23 protein-coding genes, 1 tRNA gene and 1 pseudogene are annotated in these 24,934 nt (G+C 61.0%); 10 read left to right on the top strand and 15 right to left on the bottom strand.

The window, feature by feature from the left end:
• Positions 1-62: 62 nt before the first annotated feature.
• From AB6N07_RS20125 to AB6N07_RS20115, 3 genes are all read left to right on the top strand, one after another.
• Entirely contained in the window at positions 63-572 is a 510-nt protein-coding gene (locus AB6N07_RS20125; protein WP_370674834.1) for an HXXEE domain-containing protein, read from the top strand.
• A 143-nt stretch (positions 573-715) separates the two neighbouring features.
• Positions 716-1,198, top strand: a complete 483-nt coding sequence (gene fldA, locus AB6N07_RS20120) for a flavodoxin FldA (protein ID WP_370674833.1) — start codon at positions 716-718, stop codon at positions 1,196-1,198.
• A complete protein-coding gene (locus AB6N07_RS20115) occupies positions 1,177-1,581 on the top strand; it encodes a DUF2023 family protein (protein WP_370674832.1) in 405 nt (134 codons plus the stop codon). The genes fldA and AB6N07_RS20115 overlap by 22 nt, the downstream gene beginning before the upstream one ends.
• 8 nt (positions 1,582-1,589) lie before the next feature.
• Here the strand turns inward: AB6N07_RS20115 and AB6N07_RS20110 are convergent, their stop codons facing one another.
• From AB6N07_RS20110 to AB6N07_RS20100, 3 genes are all read right to left on the bottom strand, one after another.
• Entirely contained in the window at positions 1,590-2,309 is a 720-nt protein-coding gene (locus tag AB6N07_RS20110; protein ID WP_370674831.1) for an LrgB family protein, read from the bottom strand.
• Complete coding sequence (locus tag AB6N07_RS20105; RefSeq protein ID WP_370674830.1) at positions 2,306-2,692, bottom strand: CidA/LrgA family protein; 387 nt, start codon at positions 2,690-2,692, stop codon at positions 2,306-2,308. Before AB6N07_RS20105 ends, AB6N07_RS20110 begins: the two co-directional genes overlap by 4 nt.
• 113 nt (positions 2,693-2,805) lie before the next feature.
• Positions 2,806-5,280: a putative bifunctional diguanylate cyclase/phosphodiesterase gene (locus AB6N07_RS20100; RefSeq protein ID WP_370674829.1), complete on the bottom strand. Its 2,475-nt coding sequence runs from the start codon at positions 5,278-5,280 to the stop codon at positions 2,806-2,808.
• 196 nt (positions 5,281-5,476) lie between these two features.
• Here AB6N07_RS20100 and AB6N07_RS20095 point away from each other — a divergent pair, with 196 nt between their 5' ends.
• From AB6N07_RS20095 to AB6N07_RS20075, 5 genes are all read left to right on the top strand, one after another.
• Positions 5,477-5,836, top strand: a complete 360-nt coding sequence (locus AB6N07_RS20095; protein WP_370674828.1) for a metalloregulator ArsR/SmtB family transcription factor — start codon at positions 5,477-5,479, stop codon at positions 5,834-5,836.
• 117 nt (positions 5,837-5,953) lie between these two features.
• Positions 5,954-6,286 carry a rhodanese-like domain-containing protein gene (locus AB6N07_RS20090; protein WP_370674827.1) on the top strand — a complete coding sequence of 111 codons (333 nt, stop codon included), beginning with the start codon at positions 5,954-5,956 and terminating at the stop codon, positions 6,284-6,286.
• Positions 6,287-6,422: 136 nt separating this feature from the next.
• Positions 6,423-7,223 (top strand): transporter substrate-binding domain-containing protein, encoded by an 801-nt coding sequence (locus AB6N07_RS20085; RefSeq protein WP_370674826.1) that lies wholly within the window; start codon positions 6,423-6,425, stop codon positions 7,221-7,223.
• Between the two features lie 7 nt (positions 7,224-7,230).
• Positions 7,231-8,055: an amino acid ABC transporter permease gene (locus tag AB6N07_RS20080; protein ID WP_370674825.1), complete on the top strand. Its 825-nt coding sequence runs from the start codon at positions 7,231-7,233 to the stop codon at positions 8,053-8,055.
• 76 nt (positions 8,056-8,131) lie between these two features.
• Positions 8,132-8,644 (top strand): dihydrofolate reductase family protein, encoded by a 513-nt coding sequence (locus AB6N07_RS20075; protein ID WP_370674824.1) that lies wholly within the window; start codon positions 8,132-8,134, stop codon positions 8,642-8,644.
• 54 nt (positions 8,645-8,698) lie between these two features.
• Here AB6N07_RS20075 and AB6N07_RS20070 read toward each other — a convergent pair whose 3' ends face one another.
• From AB6N07_RS20070 to AB6N07_RS20055, 4 genes are all read right to left on the bottom strand, one after another.
• Positions 8,699-10,318, bottom strand: a complete 1,620-nt coding sequence (locus tag AB6N07_RS20070) for a methyl-accepting chemotaxis protein (RefSeq protein ID WP_370674823.1) — start codon at positions 10,316-10,318, stop codon at positions 8,699-8,701.
• A complete protein-coding gene (locus AB6N07_RS20065) occupies positions 10,293-10,817 on the bottom strand; it encodes a PAS domain-containing protein (RefSeq protein ID WP_370674822.1) in 525 nt (174 codons plus the stop codon). Before AB6N07_RS20065 ends, AB6N07_RS20070 begins: the two co-directional genes overlap by 26 nt.
• 285 nt (positions 10,818-11,102) lie before the next feature.
• Positions 11,103-13,547 carry a GH36-type glycosyl hydrolase domain-containing protein gene (locus AB6N07_RS20060; RefSeq protein WP_370674821.1) on the bottom strand — a complete coding sequence of 815 codons (2,445 nt, stop codon included), beginning with the start codon at positions 13,545-13,547 and terminating at the stop codon, positions 11,103-11,105.
• Between the two features lie 320 nt (positions 13,548-13,867).
• Positions 13,868-14,791 carry a ketopantoate reductase family protein gene (locus AB6N07_RS20055; RefSeq protein ID WP_370674820.1) on the bottom strand — a complete coding sequence of 308 codons (924 nt, stop codon included), beginning with the start codon at positions 14,789-14,791 and terminating at the stop codon, positions 13,868-13,870.
• A gap of 168 nt (positions 14,792-14,959) precedes the next feature.
• On the opposite strand from AB6N07_RS20055, the gene AB6N07_RS20050 reads away from it, so the two are divergent.
• Positions 14,960-15,799: an aldo/keto reductase gene (locus tag AB6N07_RS20050; RefSeq protein WP_370674819.1), complete on the top strand. Its 840-nt coding sequence runs from the start codon at positions 14,960-14,962 to the stop codon at positions 15,797-15,799.
• A gap of 83 nt (positions 15,800-15,882) precedes the next feature.
• Here AB6N07_RS20050 and AB6N07_RS20045 read toward each other — a convergent pair whose 3' ends face one another.
• From AB6N07_RS20045 to AB6N07_RS20020, 6 genes and pseudogenes are all read right to left on the bottom strand, one after another.
• Positions 15,883-17,307, bottom strand: a complete 1,425-nt coding sequence (locus AB6N07_RS20045) for a gamma-aminobutyraldehyde dehydrogenase (RefSeq protein WP_370678285.1) — start codon at positions 17,305-17,307, stop codon at positions 15,883-15,885.
• A 43-nt stretch (positions 17,308-17,350) separates the two neighbouring features.
• A complete protein-coding gene (locus AB6N07_RS20040; RefSeq protein WP_370674818.1) occupies positions 17,351-18,157 on the bottom strand; it encodes an ABC transporter permease in 807 nt (268 codons plus the stop codon).
• Complete coding sequence (locus AB6N07_RS20035) at positions 18,147-19,082, bottom strand: ABC transporter permease (protein WP_370674817.1); 936 nt, start codon at positions 19,080-19,082, stop codon at positions 18,147-18,149. The genes AB6N07_RS20040 and AB6N07_RS20035 overlap by 11 nt, the downstream gene beginning before the upstream one ends.
• Entirely contained in the window at positions 19,072-20,094 is a 1,023-nt protein-coding gene (locus AB6N07_RS20030; protein WP_370674816.1) for an ABC transporter ATP-binding protein, read from the bottom strand. The genes AB6N07_RS20035 and AB6N07_RS20030 overlap by 11 nt, the downstream gene beginning before the upstream one ends.
• A 190-nt stretch (positions 20,095-20,284) precedes the next feature.
• Positions 20,285-21,368: pseudogene (locus tag AB6N07_RS20025) on the bottom strand (ABC transporter substrate-binding protein); the annotation flags it as partial.
• A gap of 207 nt (positions 21,369-21,575) precedes the next feature.
• Positions 21,576-22,487 carry a LysR family transcriptional regulator gene (locus tag AB6N07_RS20020; protein WP_370674815.1) on the bottom strand — a complete coding sequence of 304 codons (912 nt, stop codon included), beginning with the start codon at positions 22,485-22,487 and terminating at the stop codon, positions 21,576-21,578.
• Between the two features lie 305 nt (positions 22,488-22,792).
• On the opposite strand from AB6N07_RS20020, the gene AB6N07_RS20015 reads away from it, so the two are divergent.
• Positions 22,793-23,956, top strand: coding sequence for an AI-2E family transporter (locus AB6N07_RS20015; protein ID WP_370674814.1), 1,164 nt, complete (start codon positions 22,793-22,795; stop codon positions 23,954-23,956).
• Between the two features lie 50 nt (positions 23,957-24,006).
• Here the strand turns inward: AB6N07_RS20015 and AB6N07_RS20010 are convergent, their stop codons facing one another.
• Positions 24,007-24,603, bottom strand: a complete 597-nt coding sequence (locus tag AB6N07_RS20010; RefSeq protein ID WP_370674813.1) for a deaminase — start codon at positions 24,601-24,603, stop codon at positions 24,007-24,009.
• Between the two features lie 233 nt (positions 24,604-24,836).
• A tRNA-Gln gene (locus tag AB6N07_RS20005) sits at positions 24,837-24,911 on the bottom strand.
• Between the last annotated feature and the right edge of the window lie 23 nt (positions 24,912-24,934).

Below are 24,934 nucleotides of genomic sequence, written 5' to 3'. Positions count from 1 at the left end.
GCCGCCGAGACCGTATCCTGTTCTTCCGGCTTAGCCAGAGGAACCCAGCCAGGAGGTGTGTCATGACGTCCGCCGCGCTCTATTGGCTCTTCGCTCTTGCCATCACGGTTCACAATATTGAAGAAGGCTTGTTTCTTCCGACCTATACGGCAGTCATTCCGCGCCTTGCCGGTCGAGTAACACCTTTCGTATTTCGCTTTGCATTGGTCGCGTTGACTGCCGTAGCGTATGGAATTGTCGCATTTGCTGTGGCGGGTAGCCATTCCGCCGCCGATTTGCTGGCCGGCGTCGCCGTTGTGATGGCCATCAACGCGGTGATCCCGCACTTGACGCTAACCCTGGTGCTTCGTCGCTACGCGCCAGGCACTGGTACGGCTATCTGCATCGTGCTCCCCCTGTCGCTGCTCGTCATCCTCAACGGCTTTGCAGCCGGTACGATGACTGTGCAAAACTTGATCATCGCCGCCGTCATTGTCGCCGTGACGCTGTTTGTCGCCATTCCCTTGCTGTTCTGGGCTGGGAGCCTCACAGAGCGCCGCCTACCTTGGCTGTCAGCAAATGGGGCGACCTAGTTCCCTGCTAAGCAGCCCCCTTCTGTCCGCGACTTAAAGAACTCCTGCGGGATTGCCCTAATTGCGAATGCATCGCAACAGCAATTAGGGTTCAATCAACGACGAAGCCTAATGGCTCCGCCGCAGCAGAGAGGACAAGGGACATGACTGTTCACGTGATCTATGGATCGGATTCCGGTCGCACCAAAGCGGCGGCCGGCAAGATTGCCGCCAAGCTCGATGCCAAGATCATCAACGTCAAGAACGCGACGGCGGCCGACTTCGAGGACTGCGACCTTCTGGTGCTTGGCTCGCCCACCTATGGCGAGGGCGATCTGCAGTCGGACTGGGATACCGGTGTCGACGTGCTCGGCGAAGCCGACCTGTCGGGCAAGAAGGTAGCCCTGTTCGGACTCGGCGATCAGAGCACCTATCCGGACAGCTTTGTCGACGCCATCGGCACGCTCTATGATGCCGTGGTGGAAAAGGGTGCCGAGGTCGTCGGCTTTACCGACACCAAGGGCTACGAGTTCGAGGGATCCACGGCGGTTCGCGACGGGCAGTTCGTCGGTCTCGTCCTCGACCAGGATAATCAGGGTGCCAAGTCCGAGAAGCGGATCGCGTCATGGACCAGCCAGATTCTCTGATCTCCGTCAGTGGCCGCATCGTCAACCACTCGCTTTACGAGTTGGACAAGGGTGTGCGGCAACTGTTCATGCTCACCCTTTCCTGGGCGGACCTGCCGGGCGTTATCGCCCGGCTGGCAGCCGACCGGGTGGATCACTATGTCCACCGGCTCAACGACAGCCGCGTCAACCTGTTCTTCGGGCGGGCGGCATTGGTCGAGATGGTCCGCCGCTTCGTCGACAAGCCACTGTGCGAATTGACGGCGGAGGAGGATTTCATGCTCGGCGCGCTGCTCGGTTATGATCGCGAACAACAATGCCGCCGCTATCTCGAACGGACAACGACGGTCGAACGGCAATTCCACGCCGGAGAGGCGACGGTTGCGCCTGCTTCTTTGTGCTGACCGGCGTTTCAGCCGCCGATGAGTGACGCCGCCAACGGTACAAGCACCGCCGTCATGAGGCCATTGAGGCTCATGGCAACGCCCGCGAAGGTGCCGGTGATCGGGTGTACCTGAAAGGCGCGGGCCGTGCCGACGCCGTGGGCGGCGAGGCCTACGGCGAAGCCGCGCGCCCGACGGTCTTCTATACGCAGGACATTCAGAAGTGGCGTCGCCATCACCGCGCCGATGATGCCAGTCGCGACGACGATGATCGCTGTCAGCGAAGCGTCACCCCCGACAGATTGCGAGATGCCCATGGCGACTCCCGAGGTGGCGGACTTGGGCAGCGAGGAGATGGTGATCATCTTGGGCAGATCGAAAATAATGGCGCACACGATCACCGAGCCGATGGTGGCGACAGACCCCACCAAAAGGGCGGCGACGATCGGCACCAGCGAACGCATGACGACGCGCCTGTTCTCGTAGAGCGGCAAGGCCAGGGCCACGGTGGATGGTCCAAGCAGGAAGTGGATGAAATAGGCGCCATCAAAATAGGTCTGATAAGGCGTACCACTGGCCACGAGGATCGTGCCGATCACCCAGACGGAATGCAGGACAGGGTTGGCGAGCGGGTTGCGCTGCGTCAGCAAAGAGAGGCGGTCAGCGATCGCGTAGACAGTGAGGGTCAGCGTCAGCCAGAACAGCGCGCCCCCTGAAAGATGGGCCCAAAGGCCGCCCGTCGTGGTCATTCCTGGTTCTCCATGGGAGCGGGGAACCAGCGCGAGACGAACCTGAAGGTGAAGGCTGTGACCGTGATCGAAACAGCCGTGGTTACCACGATGATGGCAAGCACGCCGAGGATGTTCGCCTGGAGAATGCCGAGGCGCTGGACGATGCCGACGCCAGCCGGCACGAACAACAGCGCCATCTGCTGCACCAGTGTTTCGCAGGTCTTGTCGATCTCCTCGCTGCGAAGCGAGAAGGGCAGCCATTCCCAGCGATCCCGCACAACAAAGAAACCGAACAACAGCACCAGCCCCACCACGGGAGCCGGCAGTGGCAGGTGTGTCGTGTAGGCGAAGATTTCACCAATGAGCTGGCAGAGCAGCACTACCGCGAGTCCAACGATCATGGGAGACCCTCAGGACAGGTTTGAACGTGGCCCCCGAATAGTCGAACTGGCCGACCTCGTCCAATGCGGAGTCCGCGACGCAGCCGCGCACGACGCGAGCCAGGCGAGATAGATCAGGCGCGGCGCTCGAGTTCGATCGCATGCGGCACCTCGGCGGCGGTCAGCCGGGCCGGGCGACCAAACAGGAAGCCTTGCGCCTCTTCACAGCCTTCCTCTTCGAGGATGCTGAGTTGGCCGACCGTCTCTACGCCCTCTGCCAACACAGGTACGTCGAGGCTACGGCCAAGTGCCACTACCGCTTTGACGATGGCGCGCGAGTCCTCTTTCATCTCGGCCTCGGCCAGGAACGAACGGTCGATCTTGATCTTGTCGAAGGGGAAGGAGTTCAGGGTGTCGAGCGAGGAATAACCGGTGCCAAAATCGTCGAGTGCCACGGTGATGCCCAGTGCCTTGAGTTGCCTCAGCACGTGCAGGGCATGCGCTTTGTCGCCGATGATGGTGGATTCCGTGATCTCCAGTTCGAGCCGTTGCGGTGCAAGACCGGTTTCGAGCAGTGCCTCATGCACCAGCTTGACGATGTCGTCGTTGGCGATCTGCACGGGTGACAGATTGACGGCGACGCGCAGTCCGTCGCTCCAGGCAACGGCGTCGCTGCAGGCGCGCTTCAGCACCCATCGCCCAATCGGCAATATGGCGCCGCATTCCTCGGCGATGGAAATGAAAGCGTCTGGCGCAATGGCTCCGCGGGTTGGGTGCGTCCAGCGAATGAGGGCCTCGTAGCCGATGGTTTCGCGCGAGCGAATATTCTTCTGGACCTGATACGTCAGGTGGAACTCATCGCGATCAAGCGCATCCCAGAGGTCACGTGCCACGGCCCGCCGTTCGCGCGAAGCCTCGTCCATCTCCGCTTCGTAGAAGCAGACATTCTGCGTTACCGAACGCTTGGCGCGGTACTTGGCAAGATCGGCGTTGTTGACGAGTTGGTCGGCGTCGGTTGCGTCCTCAGGATAGATGGCGACACCGATCGAGACGCTGACGGAAATGTCGTTCTCCTCGATCCGAATAGGATCATTGAAGCAGCGTTCGATGCGTCCGAGAAACTCGCCCATCTCCGTCTGATTGCGGAATTTCTTGAGCGCGCAATATTCGTCGCCGCCGATGCGCCCGACAAACTCGCCGTCTTGCGCGATGTTCTCAAGACGACGGCCGATCGCCACCAGAACGGCATCGCCGGTGGAGTGGCCGCGTTGATCGTTGATTTCCGTGAACTTGTTGAGATCCAAGCTTATGGCAGCGAGCTTGATGCCATTGTCGGCCGCCCAGGAAAGGTCCATGGCGATGCGGTCGTTGAACTGGGTTCGGTTCGGCAAGCCGGTGAGTGCGTCGAACCGCGAGAGATAGGCGAGACGCGCCTCCTGGGCGCGTCGCTCGGTGACGTCTTCGATGGTGGTGACCCAACCGCCTTCGCCGGTCACCACGTGAGTAAAGGATATGATCTGCTCGCCGAAAGTCTCCTCGCCGGACACCGGTTCTGACTGCGTGAACAGACGGCTGAGATGACGGCCGAATAATTCCCCGCCCGCGGAATGGGCGGTGTGGCCGTATGTCTCAGCGATCTGGCCTCTGATGAGATCCTCGACTTCCTCGGCCGACAGCTTGGCGCCAAACGCTTGTTCCGGGAGATCAAAAATTTCAAGAAAACGTTCATTCACCAAAAGCAGATGGTGTTGTGCGTCAAAGAGGCCTAGCCCCTGTGTCATCGAGCGGAGCGCCGTATCGAGATTTCCAGTCGCCCGCTCCAGCTTGTGGAGGGCGACGACATTGGCTGCCTCCAAAGCGTTTTTCTCGGCGAGATTGTTGCGAAACACCACAAGCGCTTCGGAAAGGTCGCAAATCTCGCGGGCCTTATCGACGGACTCGGGGATTTCCACCAGTTCGCCGGAGGCGAGGCGTCGCGTGAGACCGCTCAACCGTTCGAGCGGACTGACAACGGTCACGCGCATCAATAGAACGGCAAGCATCAGCACCGCGAGGACGATGAAGGCGGCGAGTTGGGCTCGGTCGAGGATGGTCTTGCGCCAGCCGGCGTAGTCGCCACTCAGGTCAATGTGAGCCGAGAAAAAGCCAGAGAAACGAGCGGCACCGTCTCCGAGAACGAAAGCGCGGCGGATACTGAGATCGTTGTCCCCCCAAACCACGATGTCACCCGTCGCGGTGGCGGCTTCCTCAGTCCCGGTACCGACTTCGACCTGAACGGTTTCGCCCGGATGATTGTGCGTATAGGCGTCGGCAATTGAGCGAAGGGACTCCAGAGCGCCTTGAATATCGGTGCTGTGTCGGCCGGCTGCCGCGCTACGGTCCGGAATGGCGGCCAGAAGATCGAGCCCAGCCGTCGCCCGGTACATGGCTGCCGACTGGATACCATCGAGCTGCCGCACAGTCTCCGTAGCGCCGACGGCCAGCTGCAGTATGGCGAGCATCAAGCCGACAATGGCGACGATGATCGCCTGCAGCGATAGGACACGGGGCTTCCGATAGGATGCTTCGTGGGGAGCCTTCTCTTCCGAGAACGTTTTCAGGCGTTTCATAACAACGGCGCTCGCCACCTGAGATCAGTCGACCCAAGATATCCGCCTCTTCGATAATATTTCGCTAAGTCGCCTTGGCGTGCGCCTCGCCTAGTCCTGTTGAGCCCCTGATGAGGGACGAACAGCAGGAATGGAATTGCCAGATTGCGTATATTTGAATATTATGAGTTTCATAAAGTATAGGGACTTTATGATCATGTCTGTGCCTATTGAAGAACCCAGCCTATGCGACTCTCTCGGCAATCCGGTCGATGTCATGGAACCACGAGCCGAGGAAGCTGCCCGCCTGCTGTCGGCTCTAGGCCAAACCAAGCGGCTGATGGTTCTCTGCCGGCTTGTCGACACCGAAATGTCGGTGGGGGCACTTGCCGAGGCTGTCGGTCTTGGTCAGTCGGCGCTGTCGCAGCATCTTGCGCGCTTGCGCGACCTTGGCATCGTTGCGACCCGACGGGAAGCGCAGACCATCTATTATCGTCTCGCCTCTGACAACGCGCGCCGGCTGATCGGCTTGCTTTATGAACTATATTGCGCCCCGTCGGCGCGGAAGCCCGACTGAGCGCGCTACCGAGCTGACCCCGCCGCGACTATCGGCGAAAGCGGAGCTCCTTGATCAATTGTAAATATTAGTATATTATAACTTACGTGTATTGCGGTGCTGACAGGAGATTGGTCCATGGCTTTCTTTTCCAATACCACCAAAACATTGTCCCCCCAGGAGGTCAGTGATCTTGTTGGCGGTGCGTCCGTTCACCTCGTAGACGTGCGCGAGGCGCACGAATGGAACGACGGGCACATCCCCGGCGCTATCCACCGGCCGCTTTCGGAGCTAGCGACTTGGGTCGGCAATTTGCCACAGGACAAACCTGTGGTCTTCTATTGCCTTTCTGGCGGTCGGTCGGGGCAGGCGCTCTCCCTGTGCAAGTCGGCCGGACAGGCGGTGGAGGGCCATATGGGCGGTGGCATTAGCGCGTGGCGGATGCAGGGTCTACCCGTGACGCGGGATTGATCAGCACCCCTGCACACAGAACGGCTTAAGGCAAGTAACCCCTTGCCAGCCTTGCGCGAAAAAGCCAATAGTGGCCATCACGCGCCGGGGACGGAGGGATCTCGTTCCGGCTACCTCAGCGACGGAGGATCCTTTCATGCAGGTTCTTGCGAACGCGGCTGCCGCCGCCGCGATTCTGTTGTCCGCTCTTGTGTCTCAGGCCGGCGCGGCCGACCTTCCCGATCTTAAAGGCCGCACCATTATCGCGGTTACCGAAAACGCCTACGTTCCCCTCAACTTCGCCGATCCAAAGACCGGTAATGGCGTCGGTTGGGAATATGACGCCGTCAACGAGATCGGCAAGCGGCTCAACGCCAAGATTGAATGGAAACTGACGTCCTGGGACGCCATGATTCAGGCGGTCCGCGATGGCCAGTTCGACGTCGGCATGGATGGCATCACCATCAACGACGAGCGCAAGCAGCAGGTCGACTTCTCCGACCCCTATATGGTCTCCGAGCAGTACATGCTGGTGCGTGGTGACGAGAACCGCTTCACCGACGGCCCGACTTTCGCTGCCTTCAAGGACGGTCTGGTCGGCGCCCAGGCGGGTACCACCAATTTCTACGTTGCCGTCTACAGCGTGCTCGATGGCGATGAGAAGAACTCGCGCATCAAGCTGTTCGAAACTTTTGGTGCCTCTGTGCAGGCGCTCAAAGCCGGTGATGTCGATACGGTGCTGATGGATAAGACCTCGGCCGATGGCTACATCGGCGCGCAGCCCGGCGCCTTCAAGATCGTCGGAGGACCACTTGGTCACGAGGACTTCGGCTTCATTTTGAAGAAGGGATCCGACCTCACCGTCCCGATCAACGCCGCCATCGCTTCCATGAAGGCCGACGGCACGCTCGACGCCCTCAACAAAAAATGGCTCTACGACTACAAGAGCCAGAACTGAGCCGGTTTTGACCTCACCAGAGACCCGTCGCCGCGAACTGCCTTGGTGGTTGATCGCGGCGATCCTGCTTGCGATCGCCTTTGGCCTCGTCATCGGCTCGGACGTCAGCTATCGCATTATCTTCGGGGCCGTCGCGAGCGGTATTTGGGTGACCGTCTTCGTAACGGTCATAGCTTATGTTTTTGCCTGCGCCATCGGCCTTGGCATCGCGTCGGCCGGCCTGTCGAAGCATCGTGTCCTGCGCGAAACGGCCACCTTCTACGTCGAAATCATTCGCGGCGTGCCAGTGCTGGTGCTTCTGTTTTACATGGCATTCGTTGCCGCTCCGGTCATGGTGGCGGCCTGGAACATCATCACCGAGCCTCTCCAGGCGGTGGGGATCCTCGGCCCCGCCAGTATCCGCAATTTCGATCTTCTATGGCGAGCCGTGGTGGCGCTGGTCATCTCCTATTCCGCTTTTTTGTCGGAGATTTTCCGTGCCGGCCTGCAATCGGTTGATCGCGGCCAGATTGAAGCGGCCAAGGCGCTGGGGCTCAGTCGCTTCAAGGTCTTCCGGCTGGTCATCCTGCCGCAGGCCTTCCGCACGGTGCTGCCGCCGCTCGGCAACGACTTCGTGGCGATGATCAAGGATTCCTCGCTGGTCTCCGTGCTTGGCGTGCAAGATGTGACACAGCTCGGCAAGGTTTATTCGTCGGGTACGTTTCTGTTCTTCGAAACCTACAGTGTCGTTGCCTATGTCTACCTGCTGATGACCGTGTCGCTGTCGCTCGCCGTACGCGGGCTGGAGCGCCGCCTGCAACGGCACCGCGACTTCATCGGCGATCGGCGATGACCGGATGAGGGGACTGCTGACGGTATCCGGCAGGGCTGTCGGTACTGTCCAGCCCTCATGAACCGGAGAACGCGCCATGATCCGTGGATATATCGCTTCGACGCTCGACGGCTACATCGCCACTTCCGATCATAGCTTTGCCTTTCTCGATGCCTATCCGGCGGAGGATGCGGGCTATGAGGACTTCTATGCCGGTATCGGCACGCTGGTGATGGGGCGCCTCACCTACGAGGTTTGCCGACGATCTATTGAGCCATGGCCATATGCCGGCAAACGCCTGATCGTCGTCACCTCCAGAGCAATCGACGACCTGCCGGCCGATGCTGAAACCTGGACCGCTGGCATTGATGCCTTGATCGGCCACCTCCGCGCCGAGGCGAAGCAGGATGTGTGGATCGTCGGCGGTGGTCGGCTGCAACAGGCCTTCATTGACCGCGACGCTCTCGATCGGCTCGATCAGTTCATCGTCCCGGTCATCCTCGGCGGTGGTATCCCGCTTTACCCCGACGTCGCGTCCCCTCGGACATTGAAACTCGTCGAGGTCGGACGCTTCGGTCAGATCGCTCATCTTCGCCTCGACCGGCAATGAACAAACGGTGCCGGACGTGACCGGTGTCGTTTGTTTGCCGTGAAGAGTGCCTACTCAGGCGGCGACCGCCATCGTCTTGCCTTTGCTCACAAGTTTGCGTAGGCGGTTTGAAGCCGCTGGACTCATTTCGGCGAGTTTGAATTCAACACCGATATTGTTATCGCGAATCCACCGCACCGTGGCCGGAACGGCATTTTCTTTCTCGCCGGTGATCTGAATGTCGTCTCCGATCCGCATCGGCGGCAGCTGTCCGGCAAAGCGGGCGCCGGTGAGCGAAATGTCCACGCAGGTCGCGTTTGCTGAGCCCTTGGCTGTCGTGATGGTGACGACGTGGCCGCCCGGTACGCGTTCGGCCGCCTGACGGCGATCGAGCGGACCGCGCCGCAGCCTGACCAGAAATTCGCGAACGGTGACGGACAACCGATCACCCTCGGTCGACAAGGCGCCGGAGGTTGAAAACAAGCTTTGCGCCAGCGCTGACGTCTCGCGGGCGATGCCAGTGATACCGGAAATCCGATCGGACACTTGCCGGGTCCCCTCGGAGGCATTGCTGACGCCCTGTGCGATCTCTGTCGTTGCCGCTATCTGCGCTTCAATGGAGCCGCGCATATCGGCGGTGATGGCATTGATCTCGGCGATGGTGCCGCTGATTCCCATTATGCTGCCAACGGCCGCGCGGGTCGCCGTCTGCACCTCGGAAATGTGCTGAGTGATCTCGCCGGTAGCCGCGGCGGTCTGCGAGGCCAACGCCTTGACCTCTTGCGCGACGACGGCAAATCCCCTGCCTGCCTCACCGGCTCGTGCCGCCTCGATCGTTGCGTTCAACGCCAGCAGGTTGGTCTGGCCGGCCACCTGCTCGATCAGGCCGATGACGGCGCCAATTTTCTCGGCAGCTTCCGAAAGGCCGGCAACGATGCGCGTCGTCTCCTCGGCGCGGGCGACGGCATCCCTGGCGATACTGGCGGATCGTTCGATTTCCCGACCGACGTCGCGCGCGGAGCCGGTAAGCTGGGTGGCGGCTTGAGCGACCCGCTGTACGTCGCTGGACGCCATGCTTGAACTGGAGGCCGCGTCGGCCGCGCGCTGGTCGGTCGAGCTGGCTCCCTCGCCGAGGCGCGTCGCTGCGCCTCCCATATCGTGCGAAGCATTGATGAGGCTTTCCACGATGGAGTTGATGGTCGCGCCGAATTCGTCGGTCGACGCTTCGAAGGCCGCGACGCGATCCTGGATCATGTCCGTGGCCTCGTTGATAGTTGTCGAGGCGCGAAGCAGTGCGCCTTCCATGCCGTTGGGCAGGATGCGGCGGTAGTAGCGATTGAGGCGGACAGCCTCCATGGCCGCGCTAGCCTCCCGGACGAAGGCGTCGATATGGTCGGCCATGTCGTTGATGGCTTCGGTAAGCTTTCCGGCCTGACCCCACTGGTCAAAAACCAGATCGCGTATTTCGAAGTCGCCTTTTCCGAGCGCCCGGGCCACCTTGATCGATCGCCCGATGGCCGCGAAGAGGCGCAGGGATAAAGCAAGGCTGACCGCTGCGCCGATGACGGCCACAGCGATCAACGCCAGGGCAAGGGTCGGCCTCTCGGCTGCTATGGCGCCGGCGGCGCCGGCGAGCAGGAGGATGACCGCCGCGCCGGGGGCGAACGCCTCAAAGCGAGAAGATGAGTTCGTCATAGCTGACGGCTTTCGATTTCACGACGTTCACGAGCTGAGCGAAAGAGGCAGCAAGCCCATCTTTCGGACTGGCGTAGGAGGCCTCGGTCTGGAGCAACGCGCCATAAAGTGGCTCAATTACCTCTCGGACGACACCACGGTCCGGCAGGCGCCGACTTGAATGATACCCGATGACGCTGCCATTATTGTCAAAAGACGGAGTGACGTGGGCAAACACCCAATAGAAAGCGCCGTTTCGAGTCATGTTCTTTACATAAGCGAAGATTTCGCGCTCCTCACCGAGCTGGTCCCAGAGCAATTTGAACACGCAGCGTGGCATGTCGGGATGGCGAATGATCGAGTGAGGTGCGTTCATAAGTTCGGCGCGGCTATAACCGCAGATCTTGGAAAAAGTAGCATTGGCGTAAGTAATTCGCCCTTTAAGGTCCGTCTTTGAAACAATTATCTCGTCCGAAAGAAACGTGACTTCTTCGGAGGTAGGCTGAACGCGCGGCTTCATAAGCTGCACCTCAATGCACCAGGCTATAGTGCCGCAACCATGACGGGTCAGTCGTAAACAAAGAATAACGTCGCTAAAATATAACTGACGCCTAATCCGCAAAGGTAATTTTACGTATGCGGACTGCGTATTTTACTGAATGATATAAACTGAAGTTCCATTAGCTGAAATCAGGGGAGTGTGGCAACCAATGGTTTTCGGTGGGGGGATAGACTTGTGTTTGGTATATAAGAAAAGGCGCCACGAACGGCGCCTTTCTACTACTTTGTCCAAGATTTGGGGGTGTCAGCCCAGTACGGCCTCAACCTTCACGGACTTCACGCCCTTGGCCGGTGGCGGCACAATATCCCCGGCGATCGGTTTGCCATCGACGATGAGCGATACCGCGTTGCCAGCACCGTTTCGCTTCACCGAGATGTCGTAAGTGACGCCACGGAAGACGCGGCTCGCCGTGAAATCGGTCCAGCGTTCCGGCACCACCGGGGCAATCCTGAGGCCGGTGTACTCGGGCCGAATGCCGAGGATCCACTGGGTGATGGCATAGTAGTTCCAGGCTGCCGTTCCGGTCAGCCAGGAGTTCTTGGCTTCACCATGGGTCGGCGCATCGCGGCCGGCGATCATCTGGGCGTAGACATAGGGCTCGAGCCGGTGGACGTCGGAGATGCCCTCGCGCACCGATGGCGAGATGCGGCTGTAGTAGTCGAAGGCCGCGTCGCCGTTGCCCAACACCACTTCGCCGATGACCACCCAAGGATTGTTATGGCAGAAGATGCCGGCGTTTTCCTTGTAGCCGGGCGGATAGGTCGAGATCTCGCCATACTCGATGTAGTAGCGGCTGTAGGCCGGCTGTTGCAGCACGATGCCGTGCGGCGTGGCGAGGTGCTTGCGCACCGCGTCGAGCGCCGAGCGCGCCTTGCCGTCGTCGACGCCGATGCCGGCGAGTGCCGCAAAGCCCTGGGATTCGATGAAGATCTTGCCTTCCTCGTTTTCCTTCGAGCCGATCTTGCGGCCGAAGTCGTCATAGGCGCGCACGAACCACTCGCCGTCCCAGCCCTCGGTACGCACGGTCTCGTCCATCTTCTTGGCGACATCGGCGTAGAAGGTGGCGTCATCGGCCTTGCCGATCTGGTTTGCCAGGGCGGATAGCTCGCGGGCCGACAGCACCATCAGCGCGCCGATGAACACCGACTCCGCCACCTTGCCGTCCTTGCTGGTGGTCGTCTGGAACGACTGGCCGGGCGTGTCGGAGAAGCAGTTGAGGTTGAGGCAGTCGTTCCAGTCGGCGCGGCCGATCAGCGGCAGGCCGTGCGGGCCGAGCCGGTCGAGCGCGTACTGGATCGAACGGCGAAGATGCTCGTAGAGTGGCACCTCGGTGCCCGGCTGGTTGTCGAACACGACGGGCTCGTCGAGGATCGAGAAGTCGCCGGTCTCTTTGAGGTAAGCAGCGACGCCGATGATCAGCCAGTGCGGGTCGTCGTTGAAGTCGCCGCCGATGTCGTTGTTGCCCTTCTTGGTCAGCGGCTGGTACTGATGATACGCCCCACCGCTCGAAAGCTGAGTTGCCGCAAGGTCAAGGATGCGCTCGCGGGCTCGCGACGGCACCATGTGCACGAATCCCAAGAGATCTTGGTTGGAATCGCGGAAACCGAGGCCGCGACCGATGCCCGTTTCGAATGACGAGGCAGAGCGCGACATGTTGAAGGTGGCCATGCACTGGTAGGCGTTCCAGATGTTGACCATGCGGTTGGCATGTTCGTCTGGCGAGGCAACCTGATAAACGCCAAGCAACTCGTCCCAATGTTTGCCGAGCGCCGCGAAGGCCGCCTCGACGTTCTTGACGTCGCGATATTTGGCGATGATCGGCTTGACGGTTGTCTTGTTGACGGTCTGCGAACCCGGCGGATCGAACTTCAGCTCGTTCGGATTCTCATGGTAGCCGAGCACGTAGATGATCTGGCGGCTCTCGCCCGGGGCGAGCGTCAACTTCACATGGTGCGAACCCATCGGCGACCAGCCATAGGCGATCGAGTTGCGCGACTTGCCTTCCTCGACGGCAATCGGCTTGTTCCAGCCGCGCCAAGGTCCGAGGAAGCTTTCGCGCTGCGTATCGAAGCCGGCGAGCGGCTCCGAGCAGGAGAACCAGGCGAAGTGGTTGCGGCGCTCGCGATACTCGGTCTTGTGATAGATGACCTCATCCTCGACCTCGACCTGGCCAGTGGAGAGGTTGCGCTGATAGTTGGTGGCGTCGTCGTTGGCTTCCCACAGACAGAATTCTACCGACGAGAAGATCGATACGTCGGCCGGCGTCAGCCGCTCGTTGGTGACGGTTGTCTGCCAGATCTCCAGCGTCTCGTCGAGCGGCACGAAATAGCGGGTGGCGGTGCGGATGCCCGAGCGCTTGGCCGAGATGGTGGAATAGCCCATGCCATGACGGCAGCTATAGTCCTCAAGATCCGACTGGGTCGGCATCCACGACGGCGACCAGTAATCGCCGCTGGTGTTGTCGCGGACGTAGACGTAACGACCGCCGAAATCGGCCGGCACGTTGTTGTAGCGGCCGCGGGTCAGCCGGCGCAGGCGGGCGTCGCGATAGTAAGAATAGCCACCACCAGTGGCCGACAGGATGCCGAAATAGCCCTGGCAACCGATGTAGTTGATCCACGGCAACGGCGTATCCGGCCGTGTGATCACATACTCGCGGGCTTTGTCGTCGAAATAACCATACTTCATGGCGGCATCCTGCTTGTCGATGCTGTGTTCCCGCCAGCGCGGGCAGATAATTCGGTGCGAACGCGTCCTCTCCGGTTGGTCCGGCCGGCGTTCGGCGCACCTCTTAGCATAGTTGTCCGAAAGGCAGAAGCGTAACGTTTCGAATTTAGCAAAAGATAAGGGTTATCCCGATGGCGGGCGGGGCAACGTCGTCACCAATTCGGCCAATTTTGGCGGAAGAGGCGGTGAATTGAAGATCATTTCCACCGCCCGCCGATCTGGCCTCTTCCCGTTCCTTTGCCAAAGCGCGGTAACGTTCAAGATAGCTTCTGCGAAGGCGCTTATTCAGCAAGACGCCGCGCTGCGTAGATGCCGAGATTGATGGCCGCGAGATGAAGGTAGGGTGTCTTGATGCCGACTGAGCCGGCGCGGTCGAGCAGATCATCGAGGATCTCGTCGTTCTCCACCGGCAGACCCTTGACGAGATCGCGATACATCGAGGCGGTCATCGGCGAACCCGACGTGGTGAGCAGCTTGCGCGTCGCTTCGAGATAGGTCGGATTTGGCGCCTTGCCATGGGCCGTCGCGACGGCGCTCACCTCGCCGAGCAGCGCCTCAATGAACGACTGGCCGCCGGGGCGGGCGATAATGTCGCCGATGGAGCCGCGCATCAGGCAGTTGGCCGCGCCGAGGCTGGCGAGCAGCACCCACTTCTCCCAAAGCTCGCGACCGACGTCGTCCGACAGTCGGGCGTCGAAGCCTGCCCCCTTGAAGAAGGCGTCGATCGCCGCCATGCGTGGGGTGTGGCTGCCGTCATACTCGCCATAGATCATGTCATGCAGTGGCGACATTTGGATGATGCGGCCATGATCGTCGAGGCGGGCGTTGATCTTGCAGAAGCTGCCGATCACCCGATCGCCGCCGAAGCGCTCGGACAACGTGTCGAAATGCTTGAGGCCGTTGAGCACTGGCAGGATCAGCGTATTGGGGCCGATTGCCGGCGCTATGTCGTCCAGCGCCGCCGCGAGCGAATAGGCTTTCACGCTGATCAGCACGAGATCGTAGACACCGCCGAGCTTGTCGGCAGTGACAATCTTCGGCTCAATCCGTGTTTCGCCCTTGGGGTCGACGATGACGAAGCCATTTTTGGCAATCTCGGCAGCGCGCTTGGGGCGGATGAGGAAGGTAACATCGCGGCCAGCGGCCGCCAGCCGTCCGCCAAAATAACCGCCGGTGGCGCCGGCGCCGACCACGAGAAGCCGCATGAAGCATCCTTTCCAGATGATCTATCGAGCGCCAGATGGCGCGAAGTCGCCGCAGGATAGAGGATTTTGGACGCCCCCGTCACGTATTCGGAACGGTATCGCCCCGATGCGAACAGCTATCGCCCGCCGCTGCGGTTCGACTGCTATAATCGGGCGGAATCAAGGGAGATGCCGATGAAGACCGTTCGCTTGCCAAGTGGCGAAGACGTGCCGGCGTTGGGCCTCGGCACCTGGATGATGGGCGACGATTCGCGCAAGCACGCGGACGAGATTGCCGCATTGCGCCGGGGTATGGATCTCGGCATGAGCCTGATCGACACCGCCGAAATGTATGGCGAGGGCGCCTCCGAGCGCTTGGTGGGCGAGGCGATTGCCGGTCGGCGCGACGAGGTATTCCTGGTCTCCAAGGTCTATCCGCACAATGCCTCGCGTGAAGGCACGGTCGCCGCCTGCGAACGATCGCTGAAGCGGCTCGGCACCGATTGGCTCGACCTCTATCTCCTGCATTGGCGCGGACAATATCCGCTCGCCGAGACGGTCGCCGCCTTCGAGACGCTGAGGGCGGCCGGCAAGATTCGCCACTGGGGGGTCTCTAATCTCGACGCCAGCGACATGACCGAACTGATGGGCGTGCCGGGTGGAGACGGAGTAGCCGCCAACCAGGTGCTCTATAACCTGTCGCGGCGTGGCATCGAATGGGACTTGCTGCCCGCCATGCAAGAGCTTGGCGTCCCGGTCATGGCCTACTCGCCGGTGGAGCAGGCCAAGCTCCTGAAGGACCGGCGCCTCGCCACGCTCGCCGCCGATCATGGCGTCAGTGTCGCGCAACTGGCGCTCGCCTTCGTGCTGGACCGTGACGGCGTCATCGCCATTCCCAAGGCGGGGCGGGCCGCTCATGTCGAGGACAACGCCGGAGCGCTTGATGTCGTCGTCACGGATGAGCTGCGCGTGGCCCTCGACGCGCTGTACCCACCACCCCGGCGGGCAACGTCGCTCGAGATGATCTGAAGCGATCGATTGCCGCGACGGAGCGATTGTTGCCGGTCGCAAGTCTCCTCGCGCGGTTCTTTTCATCTCTATCTGATCTCAGTTCAAAGCTTGATCATGACGTGGCGAACCACCGAATAGTCCTCCAGCGAATAGACGGACATATCCTTGCCATAGCCCGACTGCTTCATGCCGCCATGTGGCATCTCACTCGTCAGCATGAAGTGGCAATTGATCCAGCTGGCGCCGTATTGCAACCGTGCGGCAGCACTCATGGCTTTCGACACATCGCGGCTCCACACCGATGATGCCAGGCCATAATCGCTATCGTTGGCCCAGCCGATCACGTCGTCCTCGTCTGTAAAGCGGGTGACCGATACCACCGGCCCGAACACTTCCCGGCGAACGATCTCGTCACTCTGCAGGGCACCGGCGACGACCGTCGGCTGATAGAAGAACCCGGGGCCGTCGACGGCCTTGCCGCCGGTGGCGATCTCGATATGTTTTTGCTCCATGGCGCGTTCGACGAAGCTGGCAACGCGTGCCCGCTGGCGCGCCGAGATCAACGGTCCGATCTCGTTATCGCCATCGTCGGCTTCGTTATACGTGATCGTGGAAACCGCGGAGGCCAGTTCGGCCACGAGCTTGTCGTAGATCTTCGCCCCGGCATAGACGCGGCAGGCGGCCGTGCAGTCCTGACCGGCGTTGTAATAACCGAAGGTTCGCAGTCCCTCGACCACCGAAGCGACATCGGCGTCGTCATAGACAATGACCGGCGCCTTGCCACCAAGCTCCAGATGCGTACGCTTGATAGTCTTGGAGGCCGCCTGCAGCACTTTCTTGCCTGTGGCAACGTCGCCGGTCAGCGACACCATGGACACACGCGGATGATTGATCAGCGGGCTGCCGACGCTCTCGCCACGGCCAACGATGACGTTGACGACACCCGGCGGGAAAATGTCCGCGGCCACTTCGGCCAGCTTCAGCGTTGTGAGCGGGGTCTGCTCGGACGGTTTCAACACCACAGTGTTGCCCGCCGCGAGAGCCGGCGCGATCTTCCAGGCCGCCATCATCAGTGGATAATTCCACGGCGCGATCTGGCCGCAGACCCCGATGGGATCGCGGCGGATCATCGACGTGAAGCCTTCGATATATTCACCGGCCGCCATGGCCGGCACCACGCGCGCCGCGCCGGCGAAGAACCTGAAGCAATCGACAACGGCGGGAATCTCATCCCGCAATACAGCGTGATAGGGCTTGCCGCACTGAAGGGCTTCGAGGCGAGCGAAGGTTTCCGCCTCTGCCTCGATGCTGTTGGCAAGCCGCAGCAACAGGGACGAACGGGCAGCGGGCGTCAACCGCCCATAGCTCACGAAGGCTTCCGAGGCCGCCGCGACGGCCGCCTCCACCTGATCGATGGAGGCCTCCGGCATGGCAATCAGCGTCTCGCCGGTACGCGGATTGAGGACATTCTCGGCCGTCTCCGTTCCGGCGACGAATTCCGATCCGATCAGCATCTTGGTGGGCAGGACGACAGTCATTTTTGGCTCCGTCTGGGTCTTGTCTGTGATGTCAGCGCGAGCCGCCGGCAACATGCTCACCCTCGCGGGTCAGCCAATAGGCGGCGAGAATCGGGAAGAAGGTGACGGCCATCACCAGCACGGCGACCACGTTGGTCACGGGTCGTTCGCGCGGGCGGACCAATTCGTTGAGCATCCAGATCGGCAGCGTTGTCTGCTGACCGGCGGTAAAGGTGGTGACGATCACCTCATCGAAGGACAAGGCGAAGGCGAGCATGCCGCCGGCGAGCAGCGCCGTGCCGATATTGGGCAGCACAACGTAGCGAAAAGTCTGGAAAGCATCCGCGCCGAGGTCAAACGACGCCTCGACCAGCGATGGCGACAGGCGGCGGAAGCGGGCGACCGCGTTGTTGTAGACGACGACGATGCAGAACGTGGCATGCCCCAATACGATGGTGAACACCGAATAGGGCAGATCCATCAGGTTGAAGGCCGATCGCAAGGCAATGCCGGTGATGATGCCGGGCAGGGCGATCGGCAGGATCAACAGCAGCGAGACATTATCCCGCCCCCAGAATTGCGCGCGCGACAAGCCAGCCGCGGCAAGCGTGCCCAGCACCAGAGCCAATCCAGTCGCCACCAGAGCCACATTGAAGGACAACGTCAGCGCAGCCCAGATGTCGGCACGCCCCCAAGCCACCGAAAACCAGTGCAGCGTCAAGCCCGGAGGCGGGAACTGATAGCTCTTGTCCTCCGTCGTGAAGGCATAGACCACGATGATGGCGAGGGGGCCGTGCAGGAACACCAGCCCGCCGATCGCAGACAGTTTGAGGAGCAGGGAGGAGCCGTCAGAGCGCATCGAATGCCCCCAGCTTGCGGGCAAATGTCAGATAGACGCCCATGATCAGGATCGGCACCACCGAGAAGGCGGCCGCGAGCGGTATGTTGCCGGCCGTGCCCTGCTGGGCATAGACCGCCTGGCCAAGATAGTACTGCGAGCCTCCGACGATCTGCGGAATGATGTAGTCACCAAGCGTCAGCGAGAAGGTGAAGATCGAGCCGGCCACCACGCCGGGAAAGGCGAGCGGCAGGATGACATGCCGGAAGGTGGCGCCCGGACTGGCTCCGAGATCGGCGCTGGCCTCGATCAGGTTGTTTGGCACCCGCTCCAACGCCGCTTGTACCGGCAGGATCATGTAGGGCAGCCAGACATAGCAGAAGACGATGAAGGTTCCGGTATAAGAAGCCGAGAGTGACGGGCCGCCAATCACCGGCAACGACAGATACCAGTCGAGCAGCGCCTCGATGCCGAGCTTGTCGAGCACCCAGGTGTAGATGCCTTCGCGTGCCAGGATCAGTTTCCAGGCATAGACCTTGACCAGATAACTCGACCACAGCGGCATCATTACCAGCAGATAGAAGGCCGCCTTCATCGGGCCACGGGCATAGCGAGCGGCATAATAGGCAATCGGAAAGGCCATGATGGCATCGGCGATTGTCACCAGCGCCGACATCGACACCGTGCGAATGATGACGTCTAGGTTGGCGGGCGCCATCAACTGCACCCAGGTGGACAAGGTAAACTCGCGAACGATCACCCCGGAGAAGTCGTCCAGACTGAAAAAGCTTTGGGCGAGAAGCGCAAACAGCGAGCCGAGATAGACGACGCCGAGCCACAGGAGCGGCGGTGTCAGCAGAACCGCGAGGAAGAGGCGCGGACGGCGATAGATGGCGTCAAGAAGCGAAGACAACGGCCCGCGCCGCAGGGCAAGATCAGACATCATTGCCCTCCCCATCCATGGCATGCAGGGCGCCATGCGACCAGCCGACCGTAACCGCTTGCCCCACGCCAAGCGTCTGCGAAGCCGGGGCCATAGCCCAGACCTCAAACTCGTTGATCTTGAGCAGCGTCTTGCGCATGGCGCCCTGGAACTGTTGATCGATCACCTCGCCAGCTTGCCGGATGTCCATGGCATCGGCCGCCGCGCCGATCAGGATCGATTCCGGTCGCAAGCTGGTCCAGCGGCTGATCCCACCGAAGCGAGGCGCCTGATCCGGCGTCAACACATTGGATGACCCCACGAAGTCGGCCACAAAGCGCGTCGTCGGTCGCTGGTAGATGTCTTCAGGTGTACCAACCTGGACGATGCGGCCCTTGTTGAACACGGCCACGCGGTCCGCCATGGACAGCGCCTCGCCCTGATCATGGGTCACGAATACGAACGTGAGGCCGAGTTGCTTGTGCAGGCGGCGCAACTCTTCCTGCATTTCCTCGCGCAGCTTGAGGTCGAGCGCCCCGAGCGGCTCGTCGAGCAACAGCACCTTCGGTCGGTTGACCAGGGCGCGGGCGAGCGCCACGCGCTGTCTCTGGCCGCCGGACAACTGCGACGGGCGCCGGGCATCCATGCCCTCGAGCCGAACGAGAGACAGCGTTTCCCGGGCACGCTTTTCGCGCTCGGCGCGCGGAACCCCACGGACCATCAGCCCATAGGCCACGTTGTCCAGCACCGTCATGTGCGGGAACAGCGCATAGTCCTGAAACACGGTGTTGACGTCGCGCCGGTTGGGCGCAAGCCCCTCCGCCGTCTCGCCGAAAATCTCGATATGCCCCGCAGTCGGTTGTTCGAAGCCTGCGATCAGGCGGAGGCAGGTCGTCTTGCCTGAACCCGACGGCCCGAGCATGGCGAAGAACTCGCCGTGTCCTATCTTGAGATCCACCCCATCCACGGCACGCACCGTACCGAAATGGCGGCTGACGTTCTGGAACAGGACAGCGGTCGCGGATGTGGATGTCATACGGAAGGCTCGCTTGGATAACAAAAGATGTCGCGACCAGCGCCCAGCGAATGCGCCTGCACCATCACCCAAGGGCAGGTCAAACATGACTGCCGGTCACGAACAGGAAGCGAACACTATCGATTGGACAGACGTTGCCTCGGGATGCGGGCCCGGAAATACATCCCGGGCCACACGTCCAACCACCGCTTCAACGGCCGCCAAGGACCGCCATATAGTCCGACACCCAGCGGTGATAGGGCACGCAGCCCTCGGCCGCCGAACACTTGGCGACGGGCGTGCGCCAGAAGCTGATCTTGTCGAAGTTATCGATGCCGTTGGTCTTGCAGCCTTCGTCGGTCAAATTTGCGTTGCCTTTGCAGGCGGCCGGAACCGACGGAACCGAACCGAACCAGGCGGCGACATCGCCCTGCACCTTTGGCTGCAGCGAATGCTCCATCCACAGATAGGCGCAGTTGGGATGCTTGGCATTGGCATGCATCATGGTCGTGTCGGCCCAGCCGGTGGCGCCTTCCGACGGAATGACTGAGGCAATCGGTTTCTTCTGGGAGGCCAGGAGGTTGACCTGGAATGGCCAGGACGACGAAGCGACGACGCCCTCGTTATTGAAGTCATCCACCTGCTTCATGGCATCGTGCCAATAGCGCTGCACCAGATCCTTCTGCGTGCGCAACAGGTCGAGGGCAGCCTTATACTGCGTCTCGGTCAGCGCGTAGGGGTCGGTGATGCCGAGCTCGGGATTGTGGGCCTTCAGATAAAGCGCGGCGTCGGCGATATAGATCGGTCCGTCAAAAGCCTGGATGCGTCCCTTGTTGGACTTTCCGTCCGGTAGGGCCTGTTCCTGGAACACCACGTTCCAGCTTGTGGGCGTGGTGCCCTTGAACGCTTCGGTGTTATACATCAGCACGTTGGCGCCCCATTGATAGGGCACGCCATAATGAACGCCATCCACCGTGTGCCAGGGGGGCGTTCTGCAGGCGCTCGTCCACCGTCTTCCAGGACGGGATCAGGTCCAGGTTGATCGGCTGCACCTTTTTGCCGGCGATGAGACGCAATGACGCGTCGCCCGAGGCGGTGACGAGGTCGAAACCGCCCTCATTCATCAGCGACACCATCTCGTCGGATGTGCCGGCGACCTTCACCTGCACCTTGCAGCTGGTGGCTTTCTCGAAATCGGTGACCCAGTCGTAATTCTTGTCGCTCTCGCCGCGTTCGATATAGCCCGCCCAAGCGACGATATCGACTTCCCCCTCGCCGGGGCCGATCGAGGCGAGCTGAGCGTAAGACGGCGTGACACCAATAAGCAGCGCCGGCACCATGCCCAACGCAATCATGCGCTTTGCAAAAATGGTCATGTCGGTTCCCCTTGTCATGGGCACGATCAGTGGACGCCGCGCCCTTAGGGAAAACCCTAACAAAACCCTGCTTTCTCGCAATTTCAAAAAATCAAGAAACAATATCGGAAATTCCGATATCACAGGCTACTGCATCAGACGACCCGCATTGTAGGAAAGTGTAACCTCAATAAAGCGCTGGGCATTGAGATTGTCATGGGTGCCTCGCCGGCGTACCAGGGCCGCCTTTGCCATGGGCATCGGCGCGGAAATTTGACGCGCCTCTAGGCGCAGGCCATCCAGTGACCAGGGGCGAAAGACAAGATCGGGCAAAATGGCAACGCCGACCCCGCTAGCCACCAGCGAGCGCACCGCCTCGACCGAGCGCGAGCGGAAAGCGATGTGGGGCCGCAAGCCGGAACCACGCCAGAGATGATCGACGGGTTCTTCGATTTCATCGATACTGAGCGCAATTTGCGGAAATTCCGAAATCATTGCCAGATCCAACTGGTCGCGCTCTGCCAGCACATGACCGGAAGCCATCCAAAGTCGATAGCGATAGGCTTCAAGCTCGTCGGCCGCCAGGGACTCGGGATTGTGAAGCCCGGACATGGTGACGACTGCCAGATCAATCTCGCCATTGAGCAGCAGGTGCTCGAGATAATCGTGCCCGTCTTCAACGAGATCGACGCTGACACCGGGAAAGGCGCGGGAAAATCGTGCCAGCAGATCGGAGAGCACGTAGCCAGCCACCAGCGACGTTACTCCGAGCGCCAAACGCCCCGTCACCTCGGGCGCGACATTGGCGAGCGCGCCCCGCGCGTCGGCCACGTCCTGCCAGATACGCTCGGCATGCCGGCGAAACAGTCGCCCCTTGTGCGTCAGACCAAGACCGCGCGATTGGCGCTCAAACAGCTTCACGCCGAGATCGGCTTCCAGATCCTTCATCGCCTCGGTAATGGTCGACTGCGACGTCGAAAGTTGCGCAGCCGCCTTCGATACAGAGCCGGTTTCGGCGATCGCAAGAAAATATTGAAGCTGACGCAGCGAAAAGGACATGGTCGCGCCCGTGGGGGTGATGGTGGTAGCGGTTGGTCAGCAAGGCGCGCCGATATGGGCATAGAGGCCGGCCATCGTATTGAGCCGCCCAGGAGCGACCGGATCATCGCTGATGAAAGCGATGGTTTCCAGTATCATCTAGCAGGAGCGTTGCACGGTCCATTCGGCATTCTGTTCCAAAACGATGGCGCCAACCAAGCTGACGAGGGTCTCTTTGGCCGGGAAGGTCCTGCGCAGTGGTTGCGGCCATCCCGGCGATGGACCATAAACCAGCTGCCCGCGTGTTCCGACGAAAAGGCCCCCCCGTGACCGATCTGCGAACTCCCGTGACAAAAGACCAGCCGCGCTGGCTTGGCGCCGTTCCCTCCGGCCGCGTACCGATCGTGCCGCTGATCGCCGCCGCGCGGTGGCTGCTGCTGCTGGTTGTCATCGCCGGCATCTACTTTTTCAGTGGGTTCATCACGCCTGTGCTTGCCGCACTGGTGATTGGGTTCGCCACTTGGCCGCTGTTTCGCGATCTGACGCGGCTTTGTCATGGCAACACCAAACTCAGCGCCTCGATCGCTCTCTTGTGCATCCTTCTGTTCCTCGTCGTTCCGATGCTGATGGCCGTCGGTTTTGCCTTCGACGAGTTCAAGGTCTGGTTCAACTGGCTGCTGGAGGCCAATCGTAGCGGCGTGGCCGTGCCACCATGGATCGCCGCTCTGCCGATGGTGGGGGACTGGCTGGCCGAGCAGTGGACCCTGCACGTCGGCCCGCCAGGGGCTATCGGTGAACTCATCCAGATGACATCCGGCGCCAATATCGGCAATATTTACAGGGCGATCATGACGGCCGGCGGAGAGGCCTTCCGTCTGGTGCTGGCGCTGTTGTTCATGATGATCGCGCTGTTTTTCGTCTATAAGGACGGCAGCGCCTTGGTGGCGCAGATCGATCTCGTCGGCGAGCGCATCCTGCCGACGCGCTGGGCTCGCATATCGCGCATTGTGCCGGCCACCATCAGTTCGACCGTTACCGGCATGACGCTGATCGCCATCGGGGAGGGCATTGTGCTCGGCGTCGCCTATTGGATCGCCGGTGTCCCCTCGCCAGCCATTTTGGGTGTGATCACCGGCGTCATGGCGCTCGTCCCGGGCGGCGCCCCGCTGAGTTTTACGCTGATTTCGCTCTACCTTGTCGCCAGCGGGCAAGTGGTCGCAGGTGCGGCGTTGCTTGTCTGGGGAACGGTCGAGCTGTTCATCGTCGACAAGACGCTGCGCCCGCGCCTCGTCGGCGGTCCCATTAAGCTGCCCTTCCTGCCGACTTTCTTCGGCCTCATCGGCGGTGTGAAGACGATGGGCTTTCTCGGCCTGTTCATCGGCCCAGTGCTGATGGCGCTGCTTGTCGCCATCTGGCGCGAGTGGCTCACCGAGCTGAGAGACGAGGATATGCCCTCCACCGTGCCGCCGACCAAGCCGCCCGGCGCTTGATGAAATCCACTCGCCTGCGCGGGGCATGGATTTCGATGCGGCCGGCCCGCCTATTTCAAGGGGATGTCGGTCTGTAGCTTGCCCTGCTGGTAGGTCGCAGACAGTGCGGAGTATTCCGCTCGGATACTCTCGGAGCGCGCCTGAAACTCTTCTTGGACGGCGGTGTCGCAAGTGGCAATCAAATCGGCGATATGCTCGCTGTGCCAGAAGGTATTGCTCCGCCGGTAGCCGCCTGGCTCCAGCGTGAATACTTCCTTGAGTATTCGAAGGTCATGCGGAATGGAGAAGGCGTCCCGTGAATCCTCATGGCTGAAGAAATAGAAAAAATTGTCGAAGCCGGCCCAGGTGATTGCCGACAGACACATTGAGCAAGGCTCATGTGTCGATAGGAACAGCAGATCGCTCGTATTCGGCCGTTCCTTGATTTCGTAGAATTTCTTGATGGTGTGCACTTCGCCGTGCCAAAGAGGATTTTCCATCTCGTTGTTGGTCCCGGCGAGAACCACCGAATAGGTCTTCTTGTCGATGAGTGCGGCGCCGAACACCTTGTTGCCGTTGGCGACGCCGACTCGTGTCAAGGGCAGGATGTGGCGTTCGATCGTTCGCAGCAGAGCATCGATGAGGCGTTCCTGGTGTCTCTCGGCCATGCCTGAATTCCCTTCCGCTTGCTCTCTCGGACGATCATCGCCGGTCCTTTGGGGAATGTGCAAGACCCCCGATATTTCTCAAACGACGGCAACGCGTCCGAATCGCAATCCGTGAATCGGTCGTCAGCTTCCGAAGACTTCCATCCCTATAATCGCCGAGGTCAATTGAGTTATCACGCCGCCGGACCGCGCAAAACCGGCGCAAGGCCTCAAATGTTTGACTTAGTTGGAAGTGGCTGGGGTGGCAGGATTCGAACCTACGGATGGCGGAATCAAAATCCGCTGCCTTACCACTTGGCGACACCCCATCCGGCGGCCTCGGCCGCGGTTC

It is taken from the genome of Pleomorphomonas sp. PLEO (assembly GCF_041320595.1).
Classification (GTDB): Bacteria; Pseudomonadota; Alphaproteobacteria; order Rhizobiales; family Pleomorphomonadaceae; genus Pleomorphomonas.
Note: the sequence above shows the minus strand (reverse complement) of the source record. Positions and strands in the feature narration are given on the sequence as shown.